Raw genomic sequence first — 21249 nt, 5'->3', positions numbered from 1 at the left:
GAATAAAAAAAGACTCGTTTAAAAAAAGTCTTTTTCTAGTAAATATATGATACTTATTACCATCTAATAATTACACTACCCCAAGTAAAACCACTACCAAACGCTGCTAAAACAACCAAATCGTTGTCTTTAATTTTACCTTTTTCCCAAGCCTCTGTTAAAGCTATAATTACTGAGGCTGCTGTTGTGTTTCCATATTTCATGATATTGTTGTATACATTATCATCAGGTAATTGAAACTTCTTTTGTATAAACTGAGCAATACGTAAATTAGCTTGATGTGGAATTAACATATCAATATCTTCTTTCTGTAAATTATTGGCTTGTAAACCTTCAATAATTGCTTCAGAGAAACGAGTTACAGCGTGTTTAAACACAAATTGCCCATTCATGTATGGAAAATAAGATACATCATCAGGATCATTTGCTTCTAAAATTTCTGGCACCCATCTTTGGGTTGATGGTCCGTCTAACATCAATTCTCTTGCATGTTTCCCTTCAGAATGTAAATGTGAGGATAATATACCTTTTCCTTTTGCTTCAGATCTTGTTAAAACAGCAGCACCTGCTCCATCACCAAAAATAACAGTAACACCTCTACCTCTTGTAGATTTTTCTAATCCACCAGAATGATTTTCAGCACCAATGACCAAAATATTTTTATACATCCCTGTTTTTATAAATTGATCTGCAACAGACATGGCATATATAAAACCAGAACATTGGTTACGAACATCTAATGCACCAATAGTTGGCATTTCTAATAAATCTTGAATTTGCACACCACCTCCAGGAAAATACATATCTGGACTTAAAGTTGCAAACACAATAAAATCGATATCATCTTTGGTTAAGCCTGCTCTTTCTATAGCTATTTTTGCAGCTTTTGCCCCCATAACAGCTGTAGTATCATCTGTTTTTGGGTCTATCCAACGTCTTTCTTGTATACCTGTTCTTTCCTGAATCCATTCATCTGAGGTATCCATAAATTCCTTTAAATCGTTGTTGGTAACAACATTTTCTGGAACATAATATCCTAACCCTGCTATTTTAGAATTATACATAATATTGTAATTTTAGTTATGTGTTTATTGTGGTTAGCTAAAATAGACAATTTATTTAGATTCTCATTTTCAAAGGAATGACAATTTAAACAAATATTTTAGTCAGATACTCAGGTATATATTTTTTGATTAAAAACTGACGAAACGCATCAATTTCTGTCATCTTGTCACAAACCTCTTTTTGGTATTTTTTTTGACTATTTAAAATCAAATTATAAAAAATAACTGTTTGTCAGTTTGATTGAATATTTACGAATAAAAAATTGTATCTAGAATAATTAAAACTTTTCAATACAATTTTCAAAAAAAAATCACTCAAAATGACATTAACAAAAACTAAAATAAACATAAAATTATGAGCAAAGGAAACATTAATGTATCAGTAGAAAATATTTTTCCGCTGATTAAAAAATTCTTGTATTCAGACCATGAAATCTTTTTACGCGAATTGATTTCTAATGGAACAGACGCCACAACAAAATTAAAACACCTTATTTCTATTGGAGAAGCAAAAACAGAATTAGGAGATGCCAAAATAGAAATTAGCATTAATAAAGATGCTAAAACCTTAACCATTAAAGATCAAGGTTTAGGTATGACTACTGATGAAGTAGAAAAATACATTAATCAAATTGCATTTTCTGGTGCAGAAGAATTTTTAGAAAAATACAAAGACGACAAAAATGATACAGGTGTAATAGGGCATTTTGGTCTAGGTTTTTACTCTGCTTTTATGGTAGCTGATAAAGTTGAAATAATTACAAAATCGTTTAAAGACGAACCTGCTGCACATTGGACTTGTGATGGTTCTCCTGAATACACTTTAAATGAGCATGATAAATCTGACAGAGGTACAGAAATTGTGTTACATATTGCAGAAGACTCTACAGAGTTTTTAGAAGAAGGTAAAATTCGTGGTTTATTAACCAAATACAATCGTTTTAACCAAGTGCCAATTAAATTTGGAATGAAAAAAATAAACGATCCTGCACACAAACCAAAAACCACTAAAGATAAAGATGGTAAAGAAACTACAGAACCTCATAGACAAATTGAGGTAGATGATATTATCAATAACACAAACCCTGCTTGGACAAAAGCACCAGCAGATTTAAGTGATGAAGATTACGTAAACTTTTACAGAGAATTGTACCCAATGCAGTTTGAAGAATCTTTATTTCACATTCATTTAAATGTAGATTACCCTTTTAATTTAACAGGTATTTTATTCTTCCCAAAGCTGTCTCAAAACTTAGACATGCAAAAAGATAAAATTCAACTGTATCAAAATCAAGTATTTGTAACCGACAATGTAGAAGGTATTGTACCAGACTTTTTACAAATGCTAAAAGGGGTAATTGATTCTCCAGACATTCCATTAAACGTTTCTCGTTCTTATTTACAAGCAGATGGCGCTGTTAAAAAGATATCTGGTTACATTACTAAAAAGGTAGCAGATAAATTAACCTCTTTATTTAAAAAAGATCGTGAAGATTTTGAGAAAAAATGGAACGATATTAAAGTGATTATTGAATACGGTATGCTCTCTGAAGACAAGTTTTTTGACAAAGCCAAAAAGTTTGCTTTATACCCAACTGTAGACGATACTTTTTTCACTTTTGATGAATTTATCGAAAAAACGAAAGACACACAAACAGACAAAGATGGCAACCATGTAATTTTATATGCAGCCAATAAAGATGCACAACACAGCTATATACAAGAAGCCAAAGCAAAAGGTTATGAAGTATTGTTGTTAGACTCGCCAATAATTTCTCATTTAATGCAGAAATTAGAAACTTCTGGGGATGGAAAAATTAAGTTTTCTAGAGTTGATGCAGACCACGCAGATAATTTAATTAAAAAAGATGATAATGTAATTTCTAAATTATCTGACGAGGAAAAAGAAAAACTAAAACCTGTAATTGAAGGGGCTGTAAACAATTCTGCTTACACGGTTCAGTTAGAAGCTATGGATTCTAATTCTTCTCCTTTTATAATTACAGTACCAGAATTTATGCGTAGAATGAAAGAAATGCAAGCTTCTGGCGGAGGTGGAATGATGGGAATGGGCAATATGCCAGATATGTACAACTTGGTGGTAAATACCAACAGCCCATTAGTTTCTGAAATTTTAGCGGCAGATGAAGACAAACAAAAAGGTTTAATTTCTCAAGCTTTTGATTTGGCTAAATTATCTCAAAACTTATTACATGGTGAAGATTTAACAAACTTTATCAAACGTTCTTACGAATTGATTAAATAATTCTTTCTATCATTTCTGCACAGGCAGAAATCTATAAAAACTAAAACCTCTTTGTGTAAGCATTGAGGTTTTGTATTTGACTTTCACAAGAAAAACAACTAAATTAGTTTAATATCTAAAATAAAATATGTGAACGTTTTATATTATTTTAGTTGTAGGCAATTCGAGAAGAATAAAAGTAGGATTCAAAAAAAAAAAATGAGTAGCTAAAAGTTTTATTTAAATGAAGGTTGAATACCATTTTTTAACAGTACATGATAGAAAAATGGTAAAGTAAAATTAAAAAAGAATATGTTTCAAAAAGAAAAAAATCGAAGTAATAATTAAAAGAGATCTTCGCTTAAGGCGCAAATTTATAAAAATTAAAGTTTGACAATATTTACCATAAAAAAAGCCGAGATTAAAGATGTTAAGGCTTTAACAGAAGTTGGCAAAAAAGCTTTTTTTGTTCCTCATAAAGACGCAATTCCAAAAGAAATTATGGATACATATATCCAAACAAATTTTAATGAAGAACAATTATTGAGTGAAATTACAAATCCTCAATTTCAATATCATTTAATTTATCATAACCAATCTTTAGCAGGTTTCTCTAAAGTTATATTCAACCAAAAAAATGAACATATAGCCTCTAACCATGTTACTAAATTAGAGCGTTTTTATTTGCTAGAAGACTTTTATGGTTTGGGTTTAGGGATTGAGCTTTTTAAATTTAACTTAGAACTCTGTAAAAAAAACAATCAAAAAGGTATTTGGCTATACACTTGGATTAAAAATTATAGAGCACTATCGTTTTATAAAAAAGTAGGTTTTCAAAAAATTGCCTTGTACAATTTTCCTATTTCTGAAACAGAAACTAGATTAAACGATTTATTATATCTAAAGTTATAGAATAACTATTCATATTTCTTTAAAAAAAAAATGTAAAATTACTTCACTTTTAAGTTATTAATCGTAATATTACAATAAACAAATTAATATGGGACTTACCAAATCAGAAATATTTACTGCACAACAAAATAATATTGCCAATATTGCTAAAGTTTTAGGGCATCCTGCAAGAATTGCAATATTAGAATATTTACTAAAATTAAAAAGTTGTGTTTGTGGAGATTTGGTAACAAAAATTGGTTTGGCTCAACCTACCATTTCTCAACATTTAAAAGAGCTAAAAAAAATAGGAATTATTAAAGGAAACATAGAAGGCACAAGTGTTTGTTATTGTATAAACGAAGATAATTGGCTAAACATAAAAAATACATTAAACACGTTTATCAATAACATAACAGAAAATACCTGCTGTTAAAAAATTATATATTATGAAATTATTAGACATTAAAAATCACTTAAAAAAATTAGATATAATTGCATTTGAATTACCAAATAGAGAAATAGTTGCTAGCCATTTTCATGTGACTGAAATTGGTAAAATAACTAAGGTATTTATAGATTGTGGAGGCAAAATTAGAGAAGAAAACGTGATTAGTTTTCAACTTTGGGAAGCCAATGATTATGATCATCGACTGCATCCAGAAAAATTAATAAGTATTATTGAGTTATCTGAAAAGCAATTCAACTTAGATAATTTAGAAATTGAAGTAGAATATCAAGGAAAAGAAACTATTGGAAAGTATGGTTTAGATTTTAACGGAACCAATTTTCTATTAACCTCTAAAAAGACCGCTTGTTTGGCTTTAGATGCCTGTAACATTCCAGAAAAACCAAAAGTGAGAATTACAGCCAATGGGGTGGTAAATAGTTGCAAACCAAATTCTGGTTGCTGTTAGAAAAGGGACTTTATTTAAAGTAAAAAGCCTCCAACTTTAAACTAGTTGAAGGCTTTTTTTATTAGTCTAATTTTTTAGCATTGTCTACCTTTTGTTTGGTTAATGCTATTTCTATAACTTGCTTCATATCTGTAACATAATGAAAAGTTAAGCCTTTTAAATAGCTTTCTTTTATTTCTAAAATATCTTTTCGATTATCGTTACAAAGAATTATTTCTTTAATATTAGCTCTTTTAGCAGCTAATATTTTTTCTTTAATACCACCAACTGGCAATACTTTACCACGCAAAGTAATTTCGCCGGTCATGGCTAATTTATTTTTAACTTTACGTTGTGTGTAAGAAGAAACCAAAGAGGTTAACATAGTAATACCTGCACTTGGACCATCTTTTGGTGTAGCACCTTCTGGCACATGAATATGCACGTTGTATTTTTCTATAATTTCTGGTTTTATACCAAACTCTTCTGCGTTCGATTTAATGTATTGCAAAGCAATTGTTGCAGATTCTTTCATAACATTTCCTAAATTACCAGTTATAGAAAGATTTCCTTTTCCTTTAGATAATATAGATTCTATAAATAAAATATCTCCACCAACACTTGTCCAGGCTAAGCCAGTAACTACACCAGCAACTCCATTATTTTCATATTTATCTCTATTTCTTGGAGTTCCTAATATTTTTTCTACATCTTCTTGGGTTGGGCTTATATTATAATCTTCTTCCATAGCAATAGATTTTGCTGCAAAACGCACCACTTTTGCAACTTGTTTTTCTAAGCCTCTAACACCAGATTCTCTTGTATAGCCTTCTACAATAGTTTCTATTTGTTTTTTTCCTAACTTTAAATGTTGGGTTGTTAAACCATGTTCTTTTAATTGTTTTGGTAATAAATGTCTTTTGGCTATTTCTACTTTTTCTTCAATTGTATAACCTGTTACATTAATAATTTCCATTCTATCACGCAAAGCCCAAGGAATTTGGCCTAAGTTATTAGCTGTTGCTATAAAAAGTATTTTAGATAAATCGTAACCAACTTCTAAATAGTTATCATAAAAAGCAGTGTTTTGCTCTGGGTCTAAAACTTCTAACATTGCAGAAGATGGATCTCCTTGATGACTTTGACCTAATTTATCAATTTCATCCAATACAAAAACAGGGTTAGAACTTTCTGCCTTTTTTAAATTCTGGATTAAACGACCAGGCATTGCACCTATATATGTTTTTCTATGTCCTCTAATTTCTGCTTCATCTCTTAAACCTCCTAAAGACATACGAACATATTTACGCCCTAAAGCTTCTGCCACAGATTTTCCTAAAGATGTTTTACCAACTCCTGGAGGCCCATACAAACAGATAATTGGAGATTTCATATCATTTCTCAGTTTTAAAACTGCTAAATGTTCTATAATTCTTTCTTTAACTTTTTCTAAACCAAAATGGTCTCTGTCTAAAATTTTAGTTGCTCTTTTTAAGTCGAAAATATCTTCTGTATATTCTCCCCAAGGCAATTCTAGCAGCAACTCTAGATAACTTCTTTGTACACCATATTCTGCCATTTGTGGATTCATTCTTTTTAAGCGACTCAACTCTTTTGTAAAAGTTTCGTTTACTTCTTTAGTCCACTTTTTGGTTTTGGCTTTTTTGCGCATTTCTTCTAACTCTTGGTCGTTAGATACGCCACCTAACTCTTCTTGTATGGTTTTTAATTGTTGATTTAAGTAATATTCGCGTTGCTGTTGGTCTAAATCTTCTCTAGTTTTAGACTGTATATCGTTGCGTAATTTTAATTTTTGAAGCTCTTTATTTAAGTTTTTTAGAGCTAATAATGCACGTTCTTTTAAGTTATCTTTTTCTAAAATAACTTGTTTCTGAATCACACTTAAATCCATATTAGAAGAAATAAAATTCACTAAAAATGAGTTGGATTTAATGTTTTTAATTGCAAAAGAAGCCTCCGTAGGCAACATAGGGTTTTCTTTAATTACCTCTAAAGCTTGCTCTTTAATCGATTCTATAATCGCTTCAAATTCCTTTTCATCTTCTACAAGTCTGTCTTCAAAAGCCTCTTTTACAGTAGCTTTTAAATACGGTTTTTCTTGCAGAACAGTATCAATTTCAAAACGTTTTTTACCTTGTATAATTACAGTTGTATTCCCATCAGGCATTTTTAAAACACGTAAAATTTGAGCAACCACACCTGTTTGGTGTATATCTTTTAAGGTAGGCTCTTCTACATCTTCATTTTTTTGTGCTACTACTCCAATTACTTTATCGCCTTTATTTGCGTCTTTTATTAACTGAATAGATTTGTCTCTACCGGCTGTAATTGGTATTACAACACCAGGGAATAAAACCGTATTTCTAAGTGGTAAAATTGGTAAAGTTGTAGGTACACTTTCATTATTTATAATTTCTTCATCTTCTGGAGTCATTAAAGGAATTAACTCAGAATCTTCATTCAGCATACTATTTAGCGACAAATTGTCTATATGTATTCTTTTTGGTTTGCTCATCTTCTATATATCTGTCATACTGACATTGATTTTTTTATTCCGAAAAATCAACATCATTTTCATTAAACTTAATGTTTTGATTTTCAATAATTTAAAAACAAAAACAGTTATTATCTATCATTATTAAAACAATTGTTATGCCAAAGGATTTGATGATAGCATGCTAAATATTATTTTTGTATTAATGGAAACAATTAAGCAAACCACAAAAAAATACTAAATGCTGTTGCAAGAGCTGTAGAGCTATTTGGTATGATAGAAAATGGCGATAAAATTATGGTTTGTCTATGCTGGTGGAAAAAATAATTCACCATTGGTAGCAAGATTTTCCAAACGGAAGTACTGTTATGGTGAATGCTTTACAAAACGTTTATCCTTCTCTTTTATTAGGTAGCAACTTATATGGTTTTATAAACCTAGAAAGTAAAATTTTAGAAACTTCAAATCAATAAATTTTAGGATAAATATTACGTTCGTTTACCTTTCTTCTTAAAATAGTTCCTTAAAATAAAAAGTTTATTTTTATTTTTAGAAAAGTGTCACAATTTAAAGATCACTCTGTCTCTAGTATAGAAACGTTTTATTGGAAACAAATCAACCACATATAACCAACCTTATAGTATGCTGCAAAAAAGACGATAAAAATGCGCAGTTAGAATTGTACAAATGCTATTATATGGCAATGTACAATGTTGCTTATCGTATTTTAAAAGACCGTTTTGAAGCAGAAGATATTATGCAAGAAGCTTTTTTAGCCGCTTTTACAAAAATACATATGTACAAAGGTAAAGTTACTTTTGGAGCTTGGTTAAAAAGAATTGTTATTAATAAAAGTTTAACGCAATTAAAGAAAAACAATAGGTACTCTGAAATTAAGATGGAAGTAATTCCTACAGAAAATGAAGAGGAAAAAACCATAGATTACAAAACTTTAAATACAAACAAAGTAAATGATTGCCTACAAAGTTTAAAAGAAAATTACAGAATCATTTTAAATTTACATTTCATAGAAGGCTATGATTATGAGGAGATTGCACAGATTTTAAACTATACCAATGAAAATGTTAGAACAACAGTTTCAAGAGCAAAAAAGAAATTAAAGCAAGTAATACTTGCCAATAACATAATAGAAACAAGAATTAATGAAAGATAAATTACATCAATTTTTTTCTGATAATAATGTTGATTTAGTAAAACCACATTCAGGGCATTTAAAACGCTTCGAAAAAAAGTTAAACGCATCTAAAAAACACCAAAAAACCTCATGGAAATGGCTAAGTATTGCAGCTTCTGTTATTCTTATATTGGGTTTTTGGTTGGGTAGCAATCATCAAAAAAAACAGATAGACTTGGCAGATATTTCTCCAAAAATGGAGGAAGTGCAAGATTATTTTGTATCTACCATCAATCAAGAGTTAAAAACGATAGAGAAAAAAAGAAATTTAGAAACAGAAACCATTATAGAAAATGCTTTAGACGAACTAGAAGAATTAGAAGACAGCTACAAAGTTTTTATTAAAGAACTTACTAAAAATGGCAAGCAAAAAAGAATTATTAGTGCGATGATTAAAAACTATCAAAGACGCTTAAATATTTTAGAAAGAACCCTAAAACAAATAAACCAAATTAAAAATCCAAAATTTTTAGAAGATGAAATTTATATATAAAATTACCATATTAACCTTCTTAATCCCCTTAATAACTTTTGGAAGTATTGATAAAGAAAAGCACGAAAAAACTAAAATTATTTCAAAAGAATATAGCGTAAATGCAAATGCTAAAGTAGCTATTAATAATAAATATGGAGATTTAAATATTACCTCTTGGAACAAAAATCGAGTTGAAATTGAAGTACAAATAACTGTAAAAGGTGACGATTTAGATGAAGTTGAAAGCAAATTAGAAGCGATACAAATCAATTTTAACGCAAACAGCAACTTCGTTGAGGCTGAAACTATTATAGAAAAAAACAGAAGCAATTGGTCTTGGTGGAGCAATAGCAAAAATGTGAATTACAAAATAAATTACATTGTTAAAATGCCAAAAACTAATAGTGTCAGTTTAAATAACGATTACGGTAGTATCTATTTAGGTGATTTAGATGGCGATGCATCAATTAGCTGCGACTATGGTAAAATTTCTGTAGGAGAATTATCTTCAGACAATAATAATATCAATTTAGATTACTGCTCGTCATCTTCTATAAAGAAAATAAAAGAAGGTTCTGTAAATATTGATTATTCTAAATTAACGATAGATAATTCTGAAAGGATTAAGTTAAACGCAGATTATTCTACCATGAAATTCGACAAGGCTGGTTCTATCGATTTTAATCAAGATTATGGTTCTATTTCTATAAATGATGCCGCACAAATTAACGGAAATACAGATTATGTAACCATGCGATTTGGTACTGTAAGAAATCGATTAACTATAGACACCGATTATGGTTCTTTAACTATTAAAGATTTAAAAAGTACTTTTGATAAAGTAGATATTAATGCACAGTACACTGGCATTAGAATTGGGGTAGAAAATGGTATTAATTTTGATTTTGAAATTGATTTACAATACAGCAGTTTTAAAAGAAATGATGATAATATAGAGTTTTACAAGAGTATTTCTAAATCTACTAAAAAATACTACGAAGGTAAATATGGAAAAGGAAATTCGAAGGCAAACCTAAAAATAAACTCGCAATATGGTAGTGTTAGAATTGAAGAAAACTAATTTCAAAAACAATCAAAAAAAACATAAAAAATGATGACAAAAAAAATACTTTTAGCTAGTTTATTTATTGCTTTTTCTTTCTCTGTAAACGCACAAAGTTGGTGGGGAAACAACAAAAAAATAAAAGGAAATGGAACTATAATTATAGAAAAAAGAACAACATCTAATTATGATGCCATTACTGTTGGAGGCTCATTTGATGTTGTTTTGATTAAAGGAACAGAAGGAAATATAACCCTTAAAGGAGAAGAAAATATCATTCCTTTAATTGAAACAGAAATAAGTGGTGGTACTTTAAAAATAAAGTATAAAAAAAACACAAATGTTAAAACTACTAGAAGAATGGTAGTTACTGTAACTGTGTCTGAAATAGAAAGTATTGCATTGGGTGGTTCTGGAAACATTATCAGTAAAACAGAGCTCATATCAGACAATTTTAGTGTAAGTTTAGGTGGTTCTGGAAATATTGAATTAGGTATAAATGCTGATGAAACCAATGTAAATATTGGTGGTTCTGGCAACATTGATTTAAAAGGGATAACTAACAATTTAAAATGTGCTATTGCTGGTTCTGGTAGTATTAGAGCTTACAATTTAACTACGAGCGAAATAAATGCAACTATTGCAGGGTCTGGTAGTGTAAAAGCAACTGTAAAAAATAAAATTAAAGCCAATTTAATTGGATCTGGCAGCATATATTACAAAGGAAATCCGAAACAAATAGATAGCAAATCTATTGGTTCTGGCAGTATTATAGAAAAGAATTAAACCAAACTAAAAATTTCTGTATTGTTTTGTTTCTTCAAAAACGTGGTCTAATATTTTTTTATCTATATCATTAAAAAGTAAATTTCTTCGTTTTAAAACTGCTGTTACAACCTCATAAACTTTATTTGTTTGAAAAACGGTAAAACCAGATGAACCACCCCAACTAAAAGAAGGTATAAAATTTCTTGGAAAACCACTACCAAAAATATTGGCGCTTACACCAACAACTGTTCCTGTATTAAACATGGTATTGATACCACATTTAGAATGATCTCCCATTATTAAACCACAAAACTGCAATCCTGTTTTTGCAAAACGATTGGTTTCGTAACTCCACAATTTTACTTCAGCATAATTATTTTTTAAATTCGAATTGTTGGTGTCTGCACCTAAATTACACCATTCTCCAAGAACAGAGTTTCCTAAATAACCATCATGCCCCTTGCTAGAATAGCCAAAAATAACAGAATTACTAACCTCTCCTCCTATTTTAGAAAAGGGACCAATTGTGGTGTCTTTATATATTTTTGCCCCCATTTTAACAACAGCATTATTACACATGGCAAATGGGCCTCTAATTGCTGATCCATCCATAATTAAAGCATCCTTACCTATGTAAATAGGCCCTTCTGATGCATTTAATGTAGAAAAAACAATTTTTGCTCCTGGCTCTATAAAAACATTTTCTTTATTTAAAACTGCAATTCCCTCTGGTATGGGTTCAGATATTCTACCTTCTGTAAGTAAATTAAAATCTTCTTGAATTGCTTTTCCATTCAAGCTAAAAATATCCCAAGTATTTTTTATTTGTATGATTTCTTCTTCGAATTCTATTTGAGTGTAAGCATCAAAATCTACTTCTTCTTGAGAATCTATTGTGTAAAATGCAATTACATCATCTCCTTTAAAAATTGCCTCATTTTTAGACAAGTTTTTTACTTTTTCTACCAATGATTTAGTTGGGCAAAAAGAAGCGTTTATAAGAATGTTTGTATCCAACTCTACCATTGGATATTTTTCTTCTAAATAAGCCTCTGTAATGGTTGTTGTGGTTAAGCCTAAATATTTTTCCCACTTTTCTCTAATGGTTAAAATACCAATTCTAATATCTGCAACAGGTCGTGTATATGTTAATGGTAATAGAGCTTTCCTAACATCACTATCAAATAAAATATAATTCATTTTTTCTTTTTAGAATAATGACAAATTTACTTAAAAAAGCATAAAAAAACCGATTGTTCTACTTACAATCGGTTTTAAAATATAGAATTAAAAAAAAATTAATTTTTTATAAATGTCTGACTTCCAATTTTAGAATCTGTAATCACTTTTAAAAGATAAACACCTTTGCTAAGACTATTTACATCAATTTTACTATCTAAATTGCTTACTTTTTTAGAAAGTGTTAATCTACCCACGTAATCATAAAATTCTACAGATGCTTTTTCTACACCAGAAGGTAATTGAATGTTTAGATTTTCTGTTGCTGGATTTGGAAACATATCAAAATTTAAACGTTTTGCATCTGAAATCGTTAAAGAAGGGGTAGATACAGAACTTCCTAAATAAACTTTATCTCCAGAATTACCTCCATTTCCATTTCCTGACACAGATGAACCATAAAAAGTAATTCTACCTTGTTCAGTCGATGGAGATTTCCATTTAAAAGTCCATGAACTTTGTGAATTTCCGTTACTTGTATGAATAATTCTTGAATTATCTGCAGCTGTTTGTGTATCTGAACTTGTAGAAATAAAAGTTCCGGTTTTTGAATTGTTTGCGTCTCTTTCTGCTGTTACTTGAAAACCATTTCTAGAACCTCCATCCGTATTGGTTAATGTAACTGTATAATCTGTATTAAATTCGTAACCTGTAGTTGGAATATTTGTAGTTATTGTAATATTACTTGTACTTGCTGTACCTGTATGACATTGTGTACAGTTTGCACCACTGTCTCCTGGAGAGCCTGATAATGAATTTGGATTTCCAGCGGAAAAAGAAAGTAAAATAAATGCAGAAACAGGTATGGCTAATAGTAAAAATTTAAAAAAGTAGTTTTTTTTCATAATTTAAAGTTTAATCAGATTGATATATTAGGTATTGTCGTAAATATTTTAAAATTACTGAATAAATTTCTTTAAATGATAATTTTTTTTTAAAAAAAATATAATTTTATGAAACATGATGTTTTATTAGAAATTAAAAAAATAACAAAAATTTGATACACAAAATAAAATATATCTTAAAGAAAAAACTATTAAAGCGAAAAATAAATGCTAAAAAAATATGCTTCTGCTAATAGTAAGATTTGTATTTTTGAATTATGAAAAAAATTATAGGTGTTTTAGTTAGTACCGCAATTATACTAACTGTTTTATATTACCTTTTTATATATTTTATTACCTATAGTACAGGTGTACGTTCTGGTGAATTAATTAAAATAAGTAGAAAAGGTATTTTGGTAAAAACTTGGGAAGGAGAAATTAGTCAAGGAATTTCTGGTGCTCAAATATTTATTTTTTCTGTGGAAGATAAAAATGAACAAGTGCTAAAAGATTTACAAAAATATCAAGGAAAATATGTAAAACTGAATTATAAAGAACGTTATGCTACTTTCTTTTGGTTAGGAGACACCAAATATTTTATTACCAAAGTAACCCAAGAAGACTCACCACATTTTAGAAGTAAAAACATGACAAATGATTAAAAAATTTAAAAGTATTAAAGAATCTCAACTAACAATTACAGAATTAATGTTGCCTTCTAATTCTAATTTTAGTGGAAAAATTCATGGTGGCTATATTTTAAATTTGATGGATCAAATTGCTTTTGCTTGTGCCTCTAAACATTCGGCTAATTATTGCGTTACAGCTTCTGTAAATAGAGTCGATTTTTTAAATCCTATAGAAGTTGGTGAATTGGTTACTTTAAAAGCTTCTGTAAATTACACTGGTAGAACCTCTATGGTTGTTGGTTTACGTGTAGAGTCTGAAAATATTAGAACTGGCGAAACCAAACATTGTAACTCTTCTTATTTTACAATGGTTGCAAAAGATAGCCATGGCAAAAGTGCTCCAGTACCAGGTCTTATACTAACCAATAAACAAGAAATTAGACGTTTTACCAGATCTATTGTAAGACAAAGTGAAGGAAAAAACAGAACTTCTAGGTTTAGTAGTAAAGCTTTTAAAACTGAGGATTATATAAACTTGTTAAAAGAAAGTAACTCTAAAATAGAACTAAGTAATTAGTATTCTAATCCAATAATTTTTCTAACAGCGTCTAAAGTTTTTATTAATTTTTCAGAAAAATCAAAAGTCATAATATCACTTTCTTTTTTACTATCTCTTATTAATTGATTAAAATGTTCAATCTCGAAATTATAACCAATTGTTTGAGATCCAAAATCTATGATTTCTTTTTTACCATTTTTAATAACGGTTAAAGTTGTTGGCATATGAAACATGGTATTCATAATAACGGTTGCATCCTCAAAAGTAAAAATAGCTTCTGTTTTGGTTTCTTCTAATAAGGTAGATTTTAAATAGGCTTTTGCATCTTGATAATTAAGAATCATATTACATTGAGAATCTGCACCTGTTTCAAAAAAAGTAGCATTTGCTTCAATAGATTTTGGTATTCCTAATGTAGATAAGGCTGCAAAAATTGGATAGATACCAATATCCAATAAAGAACCACCTCCCACTTCTTTTTTTATCAGTCTTTCTTCCGGATTATATTCAGGTTTAAAACCAAAATCTGCTTTTAGCTCTTTTAGTTCTCCAAACTTTTTACTTCTAAAAACATCTAAAACATACTTGTAATGTGGTAAAAAACAGGTCCATAATGCTTCCATTAATAAAACATTTTTTTCTTTAGAAACTGCAATCATTTCTTGTACCTCTTGCCAAGACATTGCAAAAGGTTTTTCGCATAAAACTGCTTTGTTATGATGTAAACAAAGTATAGAATTTTCTTTATGAAAACTGTGTGGAGTTGCAATATACACAGCATCAACCTCTGGGTCTTTTGCTAATTTTTCATAAGAGTCGTATGCATTCTTAGCAGTATACTTTTTTGCAAATTCATCTGCCTTTTCTTGACTTCTAGAAGCAACTGCAACTAATTCTGCATTTTCTATGGTTGCTAGGTCTGTAGCAAATTTATGGGCTATATTACCCAAACCTATAATACCCCATTTAATTTTTTTTTGCATCATAACTTAATCCTTACTCGTACTGTTTATATTTTTAATTTTTCTTTTGTTGGAATAAATATTTGCAAAATTATGGCAATTCCCATTACCAAAGCGCATCCTAACAAATTGAGCCATAAATAAGGTAACCAATCTAAAAGATAAACAGCGATAATGATGGTTTGTGTAATTAAAGCTGCTATAAAAACAGCATTTCCTTTCACAAATTTAATAAAAAATGCCAATAGAAAAATCCCTAAAACATTCCCATAAAAAATAGACCCAATAATATTTACTAACTGTATTAAATTATCGAATAAATTGGCAATACAGGCCACAGAAATGGCTAAAATACCCCAAGCTAACGTAAACCATTTAGAGGCTTTTACAAAGTGTTTTTCTGTCTTATTTTCTATTACATTTCGCTTATACAAATCCATAGCAGTTGTGCTTGCCAAAGCATTTAATTCTGATGCTGTAGAAGACATCGCTGCAGATAAAATTACGGCCAATAAAAGTCCTATTAACCCTCTTGGTAAATTGTTTAAAATGAAGTGAATAAACACATAATCTTTATCATTAGATTCTATTTTTTTTAAAAGATTTTCTTCATCAATCTTATCTATAATTTCTTTAGCTTGTTTTTTTACTTGTAAATCTGCAACATTTAATTGTTGCACCCTTCGTTTTTCGTTTTCTTGAAAACCATTTGCAAAAATTGCCTTTTTTGTTTTTTCTATTTCTCTATGTTTACTTACTAAGTTGCTATATTCTTGCGCATATTTCGATTTTCTAATTTCATCATTGGCATCTGGATTAAAATTTAACGGTGCAGGATTAAATTGATAAAATACAAACACCATAACACCAATCAACAAAATAAAAAACTGCATAGGTACTTTTAGCAAACCGTTAAATATTAGCCCTAACTGACTTTCACGTACAGATTTACCTGATAAATAACGTTGCACCTGACTTTGGTCTGTACCAAAATAAGACAACATTAAAAAAGTTCCTCCTAAAATTCCTGTCCAAACTGTATATCTATTGCTTAAATCGAAAGAAAAATCTAACACTTCCATTTTATTACTAGCGCCAGCAATTTCTAGTGCATTTTTAAAAGTAATGTTTTCTGGCAACTGACTCATAATCATAAAAAACGCTATCAGCATTCCTATAAAAATGATAATCATTTGCTGTTTTTGTGTAACATTTACTGCTTTTGTACCACCAGAAACAGTATAAATAATTACTAAAATTCCTATAATGATATTTAGCATTAGTAAATCCCATCCTAAAACTGCAGATAAAATAATTGCTGGGGCGAAAATGGTAATTCCTGCAGCTAAACCACGTTGAATTAAGAACAAAATAGCTGCTAAACTCCTGGTTTTTAAATCGAATCTACCTTCTAAAAACTCATACGCAGTGTACACTTTTAGTTTGTGATAAATAGGAATAAAAACCACACAAATGATAACCATTGCAATAGGCAAACCAAAGTAGAATTGTACAAACCCCATTCCGCTATGAAACGCTTGCCCAGGTGTAGATAAAAACGTTATGGCACTGGCTTGTGTTGCCATTACAGAAAGTCCAATAGTCCACCATTTAGAATCGCTACCCCCTTTTATGTAATCTGTTACGTTGGTGTTTTTTCTGGTCACATAGGTCCCATAAGCCACTATAAAAATTAAAGTTATAGAGAGTACAATCCAATCTATTGCATGTAATTTACTCTGTACTTCCATAGATTAAATGGTAAAGTAATTCGTTATAAAATAAAAAATAATCAAGTAAATTAGATTGGCTACTAAAACCAAAGTATATGCTTTTTTCCAAGTGTATTTTTGTTGATTCACTTTATTTATTTTTTGAAGCTATTTCCTGCTTTGTTTTATTTTTTTTGATATTTGTTTTTCATATAAACTTATTATAGGTTCCTGCCTTTACAGAGATAACAAATTTTACTAATTCGAAACTTTGCAGCTTTGAAACTTTAAAATTACTCCTTCCCTACAGACAACATATTTGCAAATAATTTATAAGCTCCAGAAACCCCTGCAGGTAATTCTCTAAAAAAACTCAACCCCGTATAAATGTAATTTCCTTTGCCGTATTTTGCAATTAGTAAACTTCCGTTTTTTGGCGTTTCTCCTTTGTCATTCATCGATAAAATTGCTGTGTAATTTTCATCCCAAGAACTTGGAAAATACAAACCTCTTTCTTGCACCCAACCTTTAAAATCGGCTTCTGTAATTTTATTTGGAAAATTTAAAAGAGAATTTGATTTGTCTAAAATTTTAACCTCTGCAAACTCATCTGTAACTCTGTCTCTAGAAAGTTTTAAAGGAAATGGTGGTAAAACATCTACATTTCTATTGGTGTTATATTGCACAATCATGTTACCACCATTTTTTACATATTCTAGTAGATATTTCTGTTTAAATTTTAGTTCTTTTACCACATTGTAAGCTCTGATTCCCAAAACAATGGCATCAAAATCTTGCAAGTTATTAGGGGTTATTTTAGATGGCTTGATTTCTGAAACTGAGTACCCAATCTGTCTTAAATTTTCTGGAATGGCATCTCCTGCACCTTTTATATAACCAATTTTATTACCAACTGTTTTAATATTTAAACGTACAATTTTAGCTTTAGAGGCTAGTAAAACAGATTGCTTTGGTATGTGATTGTAATTAATTTCTACCAATTCTTTCTTATAGACTTTTTCATCAGAAATAGCCACAACTTCTAATTTCCCTTGAGATTGGTTTTTTGGAGGTGTTACCAAAAAGCTAACAGTTTGTTTGTCGTTTTTTTGCTGAATTTTAAAATTTATTTCATTTGGAGAAACATCCCAACTTGTTGGAGCTTTTAAACTTACTTTCCCTGACACATTATTAGCACCAGATCTAACCTCTACAGCAATTTTCTTTGGCTGATCATCAGAAAAAATAAGTACTTTATCTTTTAGTTTCGTGGTTATTTTTGGTAAAATTTCAAAAGGTTCGTAAATTTCTCCTTTGTCACGTTCTGCATATCTCCTTACTACATTTTTAGTTATCGAAATTGGGGTTTCATCAACAATTAAATTGAAATGTATTTTTGAAGGCCTTGCTATCTCTGGTTTTCCAATCAATTTTTGGTTTTCTACAGCATACATGCCTAATGTAGCTTCTTTTCTTAACCAATAAGGATCTGAGTAAAAACTTGTTTTTAGAGTAATATTTTCTGTGAAATTAACTCTTTTGTTTTGCTCTAAATTCAACTCTTTTACAATGGTTCTTTTATCAATTGTAGATGTTATAGATGTTAATTCGATGTTTGTATTACTTCTATTTAATGCTTCAAATCTAAGTTGAACAGTATCATTAGGAGTTGCAGAAGATGTTTCTGCAGACGCTTCTAAATACAAACCTGCACAAGCCTCTATAATTTCTTTAATTTGATTCTCTTTAATCGTTCGCCAATGATTATCTGTTAATTTTTGAATCATTGAATACGCCATTAATAAAGCTGGCAAATGTTTAGACGGATTTACAAAATCGAAATTGTTCTCTACTTCGTATAAAATATCGCCAATTTCACCACCTTTTTCAAGTCGATTCCAAGTGGTATTTATTCCCGAAAAAATATCGTTTTTATGTTTAGGTTTATCACCTTTTAAAAACTCTACATATTCTTTTTGGCTACCTCTTGTAGTTAATCTACCAAAACCTTGACACAAATGCTGGCTGCTTGCTAAAGATGCTAATTCGTTATTAGACAGCCCTTTTAAAGGATAATATACCCCAACATCAAAAGAAGTCAGTTTGCCTTTTGTAGCTTTTTCAAAATCTTCTTGGTTTCTATAAAACCAAGATGAAGTATTAAAAAATAATCTTTTGGGTTGCCATGTATCTATATATTTTAATTGTGCCGAATATTGATTTTTATCGCCAACTTTGTCAAAAGCCTCTACACTTAAAATTGCAGAACTTGTATGATGCCCATGGGTGGTTCCAGGAGTTCTGTGATCAAACCTATTGATAATTACATCTGGTTTAAAATTTCTAATCACCCAGATCATATCACTTAAAACTTCTTCTTTATTCCATATTTTTAGAGTTTCATCTGGATGTTTAGAATAACCAAAATCGTTGGCTCTTGTAAAAAATTGTTCACCTCCATCAATATTTCTTGCTGCTAATAATTCTTGAGTTCTAATAACTCCTAATAACTCTCTAATTTCTGGTCCAATCAAATTCTGTCCTCCATCACCACGTGTTAAAGATAAATAGCCAGTTCTTGCTTTAACATTATTAGCTAAATAGGATATTAAACGTGTATTTTCATCATCTGGATGTGCTGCAATGTACAAAGCTGTTCCTAAAAAATTAAGTTTTTGGATTTTCTCGTAAATTTGATTTGAGTTTAATTTAGGAGGTTTCTGAGCAAGTATTGTTGTAGAAATTAGTAAAAACCCTATAATAAAGCGTACACGTTTTTTCATTGTTTCAAATAAAATGTATTGTAAGGTCGAGCGCAGTCGAGACCTAAGTAAAGCTTCTCGACTGCACTCGAGGAGATATTTATTTTTTTTTAGAGCAAAATGTATGCAAACAAATGTACTTTTTTTATCATCTAAAATAAATGAATTAACATAATTATAACGTTTTGTAATTCATCAACAAAAATGCTCATAACCTGTTAATAAATTAATTTTCAGAATCACATATTAAAGTTATATTTGTAATACTAATTAAGATAAGAAAATCAATGAAATTTATTGTATCAAGTTCACAATTATTAAAACAATTACAAGTTTTAGGTGGCGTTATAAATAGTAATAATACTTTACCAATTTTAGACAACTTTTTGTTTGAATTGTCTGAAAATCAATTAAAAATTTCTGCTTCAGATTTAGAAACCACTATGAGTTCTGTGGTTGATGTAGAAAGTGACAGCAATGGTTCTATAGCTGTTTCTGCACGTTTATTACTAGATACTTTAAAAACGTTTCCAGACCAGCCTTTAACTTTCAAAACAGAAGGTGATAATACGATAGAAATTAGCTCTGACCAAGGTAAATATGACATGGCTTATTTTGGTGGTGATGAATTCCCAAAAGCGGTTTCTTTACCTAGTCCAAGTAAAACAGTTGTGCCTGCGCATATTTTAGGAACGGCTATTTCTAAAACTATTTTTGCAGCGGGTAATGATGATTTGCGCCCAGTAATGAGTGGTGTATTTTTTCAATTTAGCTCACAAAGTTTAACTTTTGTGGCTACAGATGCACATAAATTGGTAAAATATGCTAGAACCGATGTTACTGCAGATCAAACTGCAGAATTTATTATGCCAAAGAAACCTTTAAATCTTTTAAAAGGTATTTTAGGAGGTTCTGAAAGCGATGTAACTATAGAATATAACGATGCCAATGCAAAATTTACATTTGACAATGTAGTTTTAGTTTGCCGTTTAATTGATGGAAAATATCCTAATTACGAGGCTGTTATACCTAAAGAAAATCCAAATAAATTAACCGTAGATAGAGCTTCTTTTTTAAACTCTGTAAGACGTGTGTCTATTTTTTCTAGTAAAACAACACACCAAATTCGTTTAAAAATGGCAGGAACAGAATTAAATATTTCTGCAGAAGATTTAGATTTTGCAAACAAAGCAGATGAGCGTTTAAGTTGCGATTATCAAGGTGATGATATGCAAATTGGTTTTAACTCTCGTTTTTTGAGTGAAATGTTAAACAATTTAAATTCTAACGAAATTTTAATTGAAATGAGCTTACCAAATAGAGCAGGAATTTTAACTCCTATTGATGGTACAGATGAAGGAGAACAAGTTACTATGTTAGTAATGCCTGTAATGTTGAATAATTAACTTTAGATTATAAGAATCTTACATTAATAGATATATCAAAAAAC

18 protein-coding genes are annotated in these 21249 nt (G+C 29.7%); 11 read left to right on the top strand and 7 right to left on the bottom strand.

What is annotated here, in order from left to right; genetic code table 11:
- Positions 1-56: 56 nt before the first annotated feature.
- Positions 57-1064 (bottom strand): 3-oxoacyl-ACP synthase III family protein, encoded by a 1008-nt coding sequence (locus tag Q0662_RS06225; RefSeq protein ID WP_298948101.1) that lies wholly within the window; start codon positions 1062-1064, stop codon positions 57-59.
- Positions 1065-1419: 355 nt separating this feature from the next.
- Here Q0662_RS06225 and htpG point away from each other — a divergent pair, with 355 nt between their 5' ends.
- From htpG to Q0662_RS06205, 4 genes are all read left to right on the top strand, one after another.
- The gene (gene htpG, locus Q0662_RS06220) at positions 1420-3330 is read left to right on the top strand and encodes a molecular chaperone HtpG (protein ID WP_298948100.1); all 1911 of its coding nucleotides are present in this window, start codon (positions 1420-1422) and stop codon (positions 3328-3330) included.
- Between the two features lie 369 nt (positions 3331-3699).
- Positions 3700-4221, top strand: a complete 522-nt coding sequence (locus Q0662_RS06215; RefSeq protein ID WP_298948099.1) for a GNAT family N-acetyltransferase — start codon at positions 3700-3702, stop codon at positions 4219-4221.
- An 88-nt stretch (positions 4222-4309) separates the two neighbouring features.
- Positions 4310-4636 carry a helix-turn-helix transcriptional regulator gene (locus Q0662_RS06210; protein WP_298948098.1) on the top strand — a complete coding sequence of 109 codons (327 nt, stop codon included), beginning with the start codon at positions 4310-4312 and terminating at the stop codon, positions 4634-4636.
- A 13-nt stretch (positions 4637-4649) separates the two neighbouring features.
- Positions 4650-5117, top strand: coding sequence for a DUF6428 family protein (locus Q0662_RS06205; RefSeq protein WP_298948096.1), 468 nt, complete (start codon positions 4650-4652; stop codon positions 5115-5117).
- Between the two features lie 61 nt (positions 5118-5178).
- On the opposite strand, the gene lon is transcribed toward Q0662_RS06205, so the two are convergent.
- Positions 5179-7632: an endopeptidase La gene (gene lon / locus Q0662_RS06200; protein WP_298948095.1), complete on the bottom strand. Its 2454-nt coding sequence runs from the start codon at positions 7630-7632 to the stop codon at positions 5179-5181.
- A 583-nt stretch (positions 7633-8215) separates the two neighbouring features.
- On the opposite strand from lon, the gene Q0662_RS06195 reads away from it, so the two are divergent.
- From Q0662_RS06195 to Q0662_RS06180, 4 genes are read left to right on the top strand one after another with little or no spacing between them, the layout of a single operon-like run.
- The gene (locus tag Q0662_RS06195) at positions 8216-8785 is read left to right on the top strand and encodes an RNA polymerase sigma factor (protein WP_298948094.1); all 570 of its coding nucleotides are present in this window, start codon (positions 8216-8218) and stop codon (positions 8783-8785) included.
- Positions 8775-9299: a hypothetical protein gene (locus Q0662_RS06190; protein ID WP_298948093.1), complete on the top strand. Its 525-nt coding sequence runs from the start codon at positions 8775-8777 to the stop codon at positions 9297-9299. Before Q0662_RS06195 ends, Q0662_RS06190 begins: the two co-directional genes overlap by 11 nt.
- The gene (locus Q0662_RS06185; protein ID WP_298948092.1) at positions 9283-10362 is read left to right on the top strand and encodes a hypothetical protein; all 1080 of its coding nucleotides are present in this window, start codon (positions 9283-9285) and stop codon (positions 10360-10362) included. The genes Q0662_RS06190 and Q0662_RS06185 overlap by 17 nt, the downstream gene beginning before the upstream one ends.
- A 30-nt stretch (positions 10363-10392) precedes the next feature.
- Entirely contained in the window at positions 10393-11130 is a 738-nt protein-coding gene (locus tag Q0662_RS06180; RefSeq protein WP_298948091.1) for a head GIN domain-containing protein, read from the top strand.
- Positions 11131-11136: 6 nt separating this feature from the next.
- Here Q0662_RS06180 and Q0662_RS06175 read toward each other — a convergent pair whose 3' ends face one another.
- Positions 11137-12312, bottom strand: coding sequence for a GlmU family protein (locus Q0662_RS06175; protein WP_298948090.1), 1176 nt, complete (start codon positions 12310-12312; stop codon positions 11137-11139).
- Positions 12313-12410: 98 nt separating this feature from the next.
- The gene (locus Q0662_RS06170; RefSeq protein WP_298948089.1) at positions 12411-13196 is read right to left on the bottom strand and encodes a choice-of-anchor V domain-containing protein; all 786 of its coding nucleotides are present in this window, start codon (positions 13194-13196) and stop codon (positions 12411-12413) included.
- A 257-nt stretch (positions 13197-13453) separates the two neighbouring features.
- Between Q0662_RS06170 and Q0662_RS06165 the strand changes: the two genes are divergently transcribed.
- Both Q0662_RS06165 and Q0662_RS06160 read left to right on the top strand, forming a co-directional pair.
- Positions 13454-13837 (top strand): 6-phosphogluconate dehydrogenase, encoded by a 384-nt coding sequence (locus tag Q0662_RS06165; protein WP_298948088.1) that lies wholly within the window; start codon positions 13454-13456, stop codon positions 13835-13837.
- A complete protein-coding gene (locus Q0662_RS06160; protein WP_298948087.1) occupies positions 13830-14381 on the top strand; it encodes an acyl-CoA thioesterase in 552 nt (183 codons plus the stop codon). The genes Q0662_RS06165 and Q0662_RS06160 overlap by 8 nt, the downstream gene beginning before the upstream one ends.
- On the opposite strand, the gene Q0662_RS06155 is transcribed toward Q0662_RS06160, so the two are convergent.
- The 3 genes from Q0662_RS06155 to Q0662_RS06145 all read right to left on the bottom strand — a co-directional run bounded on the left by Q0662_RS06155 (position 14378) and on the right by Q0662_RS06145 (position 19820).
- The gene (locus Q0662_RS06155; protein WP_298948086.1) at positions 14378-15349 is read right to left on the bottom strand and encodes a Gfo/Idh/MocA family oxidoreductase; all 972 of its coding nucleotides are present in this window, start codon (positions 15347-15349) and stop codon (positions 14378-14380) included. The two genes, Q0662_RS06160 and Q0662_RS06155, sit on opposite strands and share 4 nt — an antisense overlap.
- A 23-nt stretch (positions 15350-15372) precedes the next feature.
- A complete protein-coding gene (locus Q0662_RS06150; protein WP_298948084.1) occupies positions 15373-17076 on the bottom strand; it encodes a sodium:solute symporter in 1704 nt (567 codons plus the stop codon).
- A 254-nt stretch (positions 17077-17330) separates the two neighbouring features.
- Entirely contained in the window at positions 17331-19820 is a 2490-nt protein-coding gene (locus Q0662_RS06145; protein ID WP_298948083.1) for a PIG-L family deacetylase, read from the bottom strand.
- Between the two features lie 266 nt (positions 19821-20086).
- Between Q0662_RS06145 and dnaN the strand changes: the two genes are divergently transcribed.
- Entirely contained in the window at positions 20087-21205 is a 1119-nt protein-coding gene (gene dnaN, locus Q0662_RS06140) for a DNA polymerase III subunit beta (protein WP_298948082.1), read from the top strand.
- Positions 21206-21249 lie beyond the last annotated feature (44 nt).

This window comes from uncultured Polaribacter sp., assembly GCF_947503855.1.
Classification (GTDB): Bacteria; Bacteroidota; Bacteroidia; order Flavobacteriales; family Flavobacteriaceae; genus Polaribacter.
The sequence above is the reverse complement of the archived record's forward strand: the minus strand, read 5'-3'. Positions and strand labels throughout refer to the sequence as shown.